Source organism: bacterium CG_4_10_14_0_2_um_filter_33_32, from assembly GCA_002792735.1.
Lineage (GTDB): Bacteria > Patescibacteriota > CPR2_A > CG2-30-33-46 > CG2-30-33-46 > CG2-30-33-46.
In genome coordinates this window covers 1-8,113 of record PFOW01000069.1, presented here as the reverse complement: position 1 = coordinate 8,113, position 8,113 = coordinate 1, and the positions used below count along the sequence as shown (strand labels likewise).

8 protein-coding genes and 1 tRNA gene are annotated in these 8,113 nt (G+C 33.5%); 3 read left to right on the top strand and 6 right to left on the bottom strand.

Going from position 1 to position 8,113, the window contains the following annotated elements:
- Window positions 1-580 (bottom strand): hypothetical protein (locus COX95_04530; protein ID PIZ85317.1); only part of this gene is annotated, 580 nt, incomplete at its 3' end.
- A 1,138-nt stretch (window positions 581-1,718) separates the two neighbouring features.
- On the opposite strand from COX95_04530, the gene COX95_04525 reads away from it, so the two are divergent.
- Window positions 1,719-2,267 carry a nucleoside-diphosphate kinase gene (locus COX95_04525; GenBank protein ID PIZ85316.1) on the top strand — a complete coding sequence of 183 codons (549 nt, stop codon included), beginning with the start codon at window positions 1,719-1,721 and terminating at the stop codon, window positions 2,265-2,267.
- Between the two features lie 35 nt (window positions 2,268-2,302).
- Here the strand turns inward: COX95_04525 and COX95_04520 are convergent, their stop codons facing one another.
- Entirely contained in the window at window positions 2,303-2,518 is a 216-nt protein-coding gene (locus COX95_04520) for a hypothetical protein (GenBank protein ID PIZ85315.1), read from the bottom strand.
- A 57-nt stretch (window positions 2,519-2,575) separates the two neighbouring features.
- On the opposite strand from COX95_04520, the gene COX95_04515 reads away from it, so the two are divergent.
- Together COX95_04515 and COX95_04510 are read left to right on the top strand one after the other, a co-directional pair.
- Window positions 2,576-2,652, top strand: a tRNA-Arg gene (locus tag COX95_04515).
- A 74-nt stretch (window positions 2,653-2,726) separates the two neighbouring features.
- Entirely contained in the window at window positions 2,727-3,350 is a 624-nt protein-coding gene (locus tag COX95_04510; GenBank protein ID PIZ85314.1) for a hypothetical protein, read from the top strand.
- Between the two features lie 22 nt (window positions 3,351-3,372).
- On the opposite strand, the gene COX95_04505 is transcribed toward COX95_04510, so the two are convergent.
- The 4 genes from COX95_04505 to COX95_04490 form a co-directional block, all read right to left on the bottom strand.
- Window positions 3,373-5,943, bottom strand: coding sequence for an ATPase (locus tag COX95_04505; protein ID PIZ85313.1), 2,571 nt, complete (start codon window positions 5,941-5,943; stop codon window positions 3,373-3,375).
- Between the two features lie 132 nt (window positions 5,944-6,075).
- The gene (locus COX95_04500) at window positions 6,076-6,612 is read right to left on the bottom strand and encodes a hypothetical protein (protein PIZ85312.1); all 537 of its coding nucleotides are present in this window, start codon (window positions 6,610-6,612) and stop codon (window positions 6,076-6,078) included.
- Between the two features lie 208 nt (window positions 6,613-6,820).
- Window positions 6,821-7,360, bottom strand: coding sequence for a hypothetical protein (locus COX95_04495; protein ID PIZ85311.1), 540 nt, complete (start codon window positions 7,358-7,360; stop codon window positions 6,821-6,823).
- Between the two features lie 218 nt (window positions 7,361-7,578).
- Window positions 7,579-7,962, bottom strand: a complete 384-nt coding sequence (locus COX95_04490; GenBank protein ID PIZ85310.1) for a hypothetical protein — start codon at window positions 7,960-7,962, stop codon at window positions 7,579-7,581.
- Window positions 7,963-8,113: the final 151 nt, after the last annotated feature.

Sequence of the window (8,113 nt, the reverse complement as noted above, 5' to 3'; positions counted from 1 at the left end):
CAACCCCATTTGCTCTTTCAATACTTTGTCCATTTAAGATGCTTGGGTTAAAGACTGTACCTTCATAACCTCCCGCGGGCTGAGTTCCCCAACCAACTTTATCAATAACACCAATACCTGCAGTCGTTGAGGCACTTATATAAACTCCACCATTTACAACCAGCATATTTCCGGATGTTGAATAAGTGGCATCCGCATGTATTGAAAGCCCGTAAACATTATTTGGAACTATCAAAAAGAAACCATTTGAAGGTATTTCTTTATTAATAAATGTTAATGTTTTATTATTATCCGTTCCTGAACTGTTCCGAATGTGAAGCTTTAACGATAACTCTGATAGATCGACGGAACTAGTAGTCGGATTATATAGTTCCACAAACTCGTTATCAGCATTTCCTATCTGTCCAATTTGTACCTCACTAATAACCATGTGATCAGCGCTAGCAATGTGAACATCCTTTGGTTCGCCAGGAAGCGCAGACGTTGCCCCAACTAATGTAATGTTTGTAGTAAACACAAATAGCGCAATACCACATGAGATTTTCTTCAACTTTCTTTTTGTTGATTTAAAAATTTTCAATTTATTTTTCCTCCTTGTTTCTTTTTTTCCCCTCTATAGAGAGGGATAATTCCGTCCTGATAAATAAAATCAACCATCCTTTCAATACACAAATGCAGTAGAATAATCTACTATTGATCGGTATTGAGAAGATGGCTGACTTTATCTTTTACCCCATAACTTCTTAGCCATAGGCGAAAAAAGTAATTCCTTCTTCTATATTCAATTGTCATTCCCCTTATCAAAAAGACAAAGGGTCACTTTATAAGAATATAAATTATTGGGAATCGTTGTCAAGAAGAATCTTGATCGTACTTCCAATTTACGCTAAAGACAATATTATTTTTTATTATTCTTTAGAGAATAATCAAGTACATTTCCACTTTTTTAGAAAAAGTAAGTTATTGTACTTTTGTAACCAAAAGTACCAAAATCTATTTCTGCAACTTTTTATAAAGTTGCGCAAAATCGCCCACTGGCTTGAAAAAACTAAATTCTTTTATTCGTTCTTTTTGGCAGCAAAAAAGAACCAAAAACTGCGGCCGAGCATAAAAAGCCTAAAAACTAACTAATTTAAAGCTTCCGGATTCGAATGGTCCTTTGGACCACCTTCATAAGGAGGTGCTGTTACTCTCCTTATTTCGGGTTTAACGAATCTTTGTCTTGTTTTAAGAAAAACAAGACCGCTCTAAATCCATTAGTTTTCTTTACAGCTTTTTTGCTATGACCGAGAATAAAACCTATTTTCAAAAGGTGGGCAGGAATACATTGCATTTCAATGCAAACATATGAAAAAAGCGTCTAGTAAAACTGTAACATGAAAAACGCCCATCCTGATTCTTATCAGGATGAGGAAAATCCGCTGTGCTGAATATTGAGTATGGCAATAACTCAAAGTGAAGCTGCCCAAAAGGCATTCGGATTTTAAAGTTTTGAATGAAGCAGTTTTAAGCTTTTTTGAATCGTTTGCTAGCCTTTGGTACTTTCTGCAATGAGAAAGTACAGAATTAGATTTTTGTGAAAAAGTGGGAGGAATATTTGTTATTTTAACAATGAAAAAGTGCAAATAAGTTTTTGGGTATCTTTGTCGATACAAAAGGTACAAAGACTCTTGGAATAAATCTTGTAAAATGGTAAAATTTTAATATTAAATTAACTAATGTTGCCCCAATACTCGCCAGAACTCGATCGGGGTCAGGAGAAAATAAATATGGAAAAAACATTTGTAATAATAAAACCGGACGGGGTAGAAAGAAATCTAATTGGTGAAATTATTAAAAGATACGAGGAAGCTGGTTTAAAGATAACCTCAATGGACATGACCACAGTTTCACCTGAAATAATAAGCAAACACTATGTAGAAAATGAAGATTATTTACGATCAATTGGCGAAAAAGCCAAAAACGCTGGGGCGCAAGTAGATAATATTATTGAATACGGGAGAGGAATTGTTATTGGCTTGAGAAAGTATTTATCCAGAGGACCAATTGTAAAAATGATAATAGAAGGTGATGATGCGGTATCACAAGTTAGAAAAATTACAGGGTTTACTGATCCGACCTTAGCAGATAAAGGAACCATAAGAGGAGATTTAGGGACAGACTCAATTAAAAAAGCAAATGAAGAAGGAAGACCAACTGAAAATCTAATTCATGCTTCTGGAAATTTAGAAGAAGCAAATAGCGAAATTGAGCTTTGGTTTAATTAAAAACAGCTGACAATTGGCTAGGCGAAAAATCTTAGTTAAATAATCGGATGTCCGTGCTCACCCATATTAGTTCCCTCAACATAATAAATAGCGTAATGCGGGCAAGACGATTTGCAGGCTCCACAGCCGTTACAAAGCATATGATCTATCCAATATTTATCGCCCATTCTTTTACAGGCATGATGAGAACATACATTAGAGCATTTACCGCAACCATCACAAGAAGCTGAATTAATTTGATAATTTGCCATAAAGTTTACCTTTTAACTAAAATATATTTTACTTTTTATTAAAAAATAAACAAGTATGCCCTCGTAGCTCAGTAGGATAGAGCGAGGCACTCCTAACGCCTAGGCCGCAGGTTCGAATCCTGCCGAGGGCACCATATAAAAAACCACCGAAACTGGTGGCTTTTTATTATTTTATGCTAAAATTTAAATAATCAACATACAAATGGACATGCCGGCAAAAAAAATTAAAGATAACCGAAAAAATAATTTGTCACTACTTATAGAAGAAGTTTCTATCGGAGTTTCTTCAAGCTCATTCTTAAGCGGGGTAACAATCTTTTTCACGGGATTATTAATCACCCAAATTAATTCTTTTGATCCATCAATTAAAATCCCTATTCTTTTTCTAATAATTAGCACTTTTAGTTTTCTATATGCAACGTTGATTTACTCTAATGCGTCGGGAGAGATAACAAGATTAAGTACAAAAAAATTCTATAAATGCATGGTTATAGGTAATATTATCGGTGAATATCCCGGAGTTTATTTATTAATATTAGCGATCCCATTAGTAATAAATGCCATAACAACAGATGCGTTTCTACAGATATCTACCTTAGCAGTATCGCTTATTGGTCTTGCTACATATCAATTCTCCTGCCTCTCGCTAATGGAGAGGCATTTCAGCAAATACCATAAAGTATTCCTAATCATTATTGCATTATTAGAAATAACGCTTTTTGTTGCACAACGTACTAATTCTTTAATATTTACATGTACTTCAGTAGTTTTAATTCTTTTTATATTTTTGCTTGCCTTATCGGTAAAAGGCGAGAAAGAAAACCCTGATTGATCTATACGAACTAGAATCAAAACTATTCAATATTAGAATTTGTGGTTTTTTTATTATTGATAAAAGATTTAAGAGCTTCAAACCATAAAATACTAAGCAGACCGATTAATAAACATAGCGTCAAATCGATTAGATGAAGAGTGCTAAAGAAAAAAATCTTTTGCAAAAATGGAGTATAAAGAACACATAGAAGGAAGAAGATTGTTAGTATAGAAACTAACCAAAATGATTTATTTTTCGATAAAAATATTTCCTTTAAACTACGTGACCAGGATCGATTAGTTAAAATTAATCCTAAATTCGTAATAACAAGCGAAGCAAAAACAAAGGTGCGAGCATCAGCTTCATTTTTGCCCCAAAATAATACGGCAAAAAATATTGTTAAGATAATAGTCAAGGCACTGAACCCTTGAAGTAGCCCTAATAAAATGTTTCTTTTGTTTGCAAGAGGCTCCTTTAAGCTTCTGGGCGGACGTTTCATTACGTTCGCTTCTTCCTTTTCGGCCTCCAAAACAATCGAACAAGCCGGATCAATAATTAACTCTAAAAAGGCTATATGAACCGGCATAAGAACTAAGGGTAGATTAAAAAATAATGGAATAAAAGACATCCCTGCAATAGGTATATGAACTGCCAGAATATAAACAACGGCTTTTTTAAGATTATCAAAAATCCGCCGACCTAACCTAACTGCCTTTACTATTGATATAAAATTATCATCTAGCAAAACAAGATCAGAGACCTCACGAGCAACATCTGTTCCTCTTCCTCCCATTGCAACACCTATATGGGCTGATTTTAAAGCTGGCGCATCATTCACTCCATCTCCAGTCATAGCAACAATTTCTTTTTCATCTTTTAAGGCATTAACTAAAAGAAGTTTTTGTTCCGGAACCATACGGGCAAATACATTAATATTCTTCACTTTATTCTTAAGCTCTTTTTCGTTCATTTTAGAAACTTCAGTCCCGGTAAGAACTCCATCTGGCGATGAAAGCCCAATCTGTTTGGCAATATTTAAAGCAGTATTAGGATAATCACCGGTAATCATAACAACCCTAATTCCTGCTCTATAACATTCCTTAATCGCCTCATCAACATCTGGACGGATTGGATCAGTAAGACCTATAAGACCTAAGAAATGAAAATCAAAATCATGCTGTTTGAGTGGTAAATCAGTTTCTTTTTTAAAATATGCCTTTGCAACTGCAATAACTCTTAAGTTATCTTTAGCCATCATGTTTATCTTATTGGTTAAGCTGGCTTGTTCCTGCTCTGTTAGATGACATAAATCAAAAATCGATTCAGGTGCACCTTTTGCAGCTATTACATAACCATCACCTTCGGGTGACTGCCAAACATGAGAAACTGACAATAATTCTCGTGAAAGTGTATATTCTTTAACTAATCTCCAATCTTTATGGATATGCTCAGTATTAGCAAGAGCATGATCGCTTAGATCTTTGATTGCTTTTTCCATAGTGTCAAAAGCGTCTTTTTGGCTTGCAAGAAAACCAAACTCAACCAGTTCGTGGAATTCTTCCAAAAGATCGCATTTTTTGGGATTCGGTATATCGTAAAAACCGCCTACAACAAACAACTTACTCACAGACATTTTATTTAAAGTTAAGGTACCTGTTTTATCAACACATAGAACCGTAGCCGAGCCTAAAGTTTCTACTGCCGGTATTTTTCTAGTTAGAACATTGTTCTTAGAAATTCGCCAAGCACCTATGGCTAAAAAAATAGTTAACACTACAGGAAATTCTTCTGGGAGCATAGCCATTACAAAAGTAATACCTGCGAGAATCCCGTGTAACCAGTCATGCCTAGTTAACCCATAAGTAACAACTACCACTAAAGAGAGAAAAATTCCTAGAGTAGCAAGAGTAAAAACCAGTTTTTTGGTTTCCTTTTCAAGTAATGTTTTTTCTGATTTTATTGATTTTAAAGCTTTCCCTATTTTGCCAATCTCGGTATTTATACCAATAGATGTAACTTTAGCAATACCATAACCCTGTACTACTAAAGTGCCCGAATAAACAAATGGAAGATCATCACCGCCGGGACGCATATCTTTTATCTCTTTTCCCGTAGAGGTCTTGCGCACTGCCATTGATTCACCGGTTAAAAGAGACTCATCAACCAGCAAGTTAGAGCTTGACATAACAAAAGCATCAGCTGGTACCCTATCTCCTTCGGTTAAGATTACTATATCTTCACGAACAACTTCCCTACCGGCGATTCGTTCTTGCACACCATCTCGTAATACTAAAGCGCGGGGGCTTGATAAATTTCGCAAAGCTTCTAGGGAATTTTCTGTTTTTTTCTCTTGAAAAAAAGTAATACTAATTACGACAAACACAAAACTCAAAAGTATCACTGCTTCCTTTAAATCCCCAAGAATAAGATATATTCCTCCACCGCCTAAAAGAAGAATAAACATCGGCTCCGTTATAATTTCTAAAAAAATAACAAGGAAACCTCTTTTTTTAGAAGAAGGAAGTTCGTTATAACCCTCCTCTTCTAGGCGTTGTGAGGCTTTTTTCTGAGATAACCCAGAAATTTTTTTAAGTTCTAATTGATCAATCATATATTTTTTGAATAATTATTTGAAAAACTTATTACATTTTAACATCATTATCTAAAATTAAATAAAATATTACTGACTGGGTATAAAAAAAGCAAAGCGGTTGCTTTGCATAAAGTGTTGTATACGATGTAGTTAAGAAATAATTGCTGAGGCTAAACGAGGATCTATTTTTTTTAATTCTTGATAAATAATTTGCTTTACTGTTGAATCTGGTCCTGTATTCTTATACAATTGTTGCGCTTTTACAACGCTTTCAGAGCTCATAATTATTGCGGAAGTTAACATTTGTCCTGCTTTTTTTATACGAATATCTTTACTAGATAATATTCCCTCTAGATTAGAATAATCTTTCATCATGCTAAATCTAGTTATCATGCCACCTCTGTATAATGAATCAACCCTAGCAATTGCTACCATTATAGTTCCAAAGGGTTGAAAACCAATTTGTTCTTCGTAGTCACTAAACTGGAGAGCTACAACGTAAGCCAATTCTGGTGGATAACATAATAATAGAAAAGCGATATCAATAAAATATGCTGGGTTGTGTTGTTTTGATCTTATATCAGATAAATTCCAAATTTTATTTGCAGCTTCGGTTGGATTGATTTTCAGAATATTAGACTGGTTTGAGGCTTTTTTATGATAATCTTTTCTTAGATTTTGAATCAAGGTATAGCTCGGAAGTTTTGGCTTTAAACAAATTACCGAATATACTCATTCCTTCACCACCCATTATCTTATTTTTAATAAACGAGATTTAGACTAACAATATAATTTATGTGTTAAGTATGGTTAAAAAAACATTATCTTTTTAGCAGATACTAAGATTTAAAGATTTGTAAAACCAGATTTATTGGTAAAGGTTGATTTATAAACATTAAGAGTAGACCGTTTTTGGTAATCTATATTTTGGCATTTCGTTGATGCCAAAAATAGTTTTATAATTAAATACCTTAGGATCAATTTTAACATTTTTTTCTTGACCATCAATTATCAATAGCAATATAACGGGAGTAAATAATTTATACCTTTGATTCATAATAAGAGAGCATAAAACCCTTAAAGCATCAATATTTTTATCTACTGGAAGTATTGCTTGTTGTGTCTTTTGACCATTTTTAGAATAATCTATCTTAATAATATGATCATTACTTGTTAATACCCATTTACCTTCCATACTATCCACTAAATATAGAGTTTCGTCTATACAATCCGTATTTAATATCTGAAATGTTTCATCATAATCGATAATTATATTAATGTTAGCAACAGGATACCCAGTACCTCGTTCATGATGATGAACAATATATGCTGTGGCTTTATTCACCGTTTGAATAATTGGATAAAATAATATCATTATATAATCTGTAACTCTAGGCTCTGATATATCGTTTTTATTAATTGATGGCATCCTCATATCGTACACCTCCATAGTAATCAAAATGTTAAAGAACAGCCAAGACAACTCTCGGTTGCTAAATAAATTATATCACCATGAATAAAATAAAAAAATCCAAGCCAATTGCTTGCTTTTTTCTTGGATTTTTTAAACTTTAAAAGATATGCCGCCTTTTCTAGCAATTAATTTCGTTTACCCTATTGAATAGCGCTTTGCGCTAATTTTGCTTTGCAAAATTATTCAACAAGGTTTACTTTCCAGTTATCATCAACCCATAGACCAACGACTTCACAATCATAATCCCAAGATTCAACGGTTTTGACAGCTGAAATAATATGTTCTTTTTGTGTTTTTTCATCAACGGGGTTACCTGCACAATCATGATGGCCAACAATTGCAATATGTTTTGAGCCGTGTTTGTTAACAGAAATGTCAATTCTTTTTTTGATAGAATCAATTGCTTGTTGATCATTATTTTCCGCTAAAATACCATTGGGGCCTGGTTCAGTTATCGTATCTACAAAATCTACGTTATATTTATCTCTTAAATACTCATTTACTGCAATTTGAGTCCTTCCATCCATACAATTAATAGCTGTAACAAATGTTCCTCCATGCATATAAATCCTCCTTTTATATAATTATTAAATAGCTAAAAATAATAATTGGCAAATGCCAATTATTACATTATAAGATCATTCGTTTATATATCAAGGATTAAGTTAGCTTCTATTAGAAAATTTCTTTATAAAGATATACTGGGTGGGCTGA

Coding starts and splice junctions, on each gene's coding strand:
- COX95_04490 (PIZ85310.1), bottom strand. CDS start 7,962: ATGCATGGAGGAACATTTGTTACAGCTATTAATTGTATGGATGGAAGG.
- COX95_04505 (PIZ85313.1), bottom strand. CDS start 5,943: ATGATTGATCAATTAGAACTTAAAAAAATTTCTGGGTTATCTCAGAAA.
- COX95_04525 (PIZ85316.1), top strand. CDS start 1,719: ATGTTGCCCCAATACTCGCCAGAACTCGATCGGGGTCAGGAGAAAATA.
- COX95_04495 (PIZ85311.1), bottom strand. CDS start 7,360: ATGAGGATGCCATCAATTAATAAAAACGATATATCAGAGCCTAGAGTT.
- COX95_04510 (PIZ85314.1), top strand. CDS start 2,727: ATGCCGGCAAAAAAAATTAAAGATAACCGAAAAAATAATTTGTCACTA.
- COX95_04520 (PIZ85315.1), bottom strand. CDS start 2,518: ATGGCAAATTATCAAATTAATTCAGCTTCTTGTGATGGTTGCGGTAAA.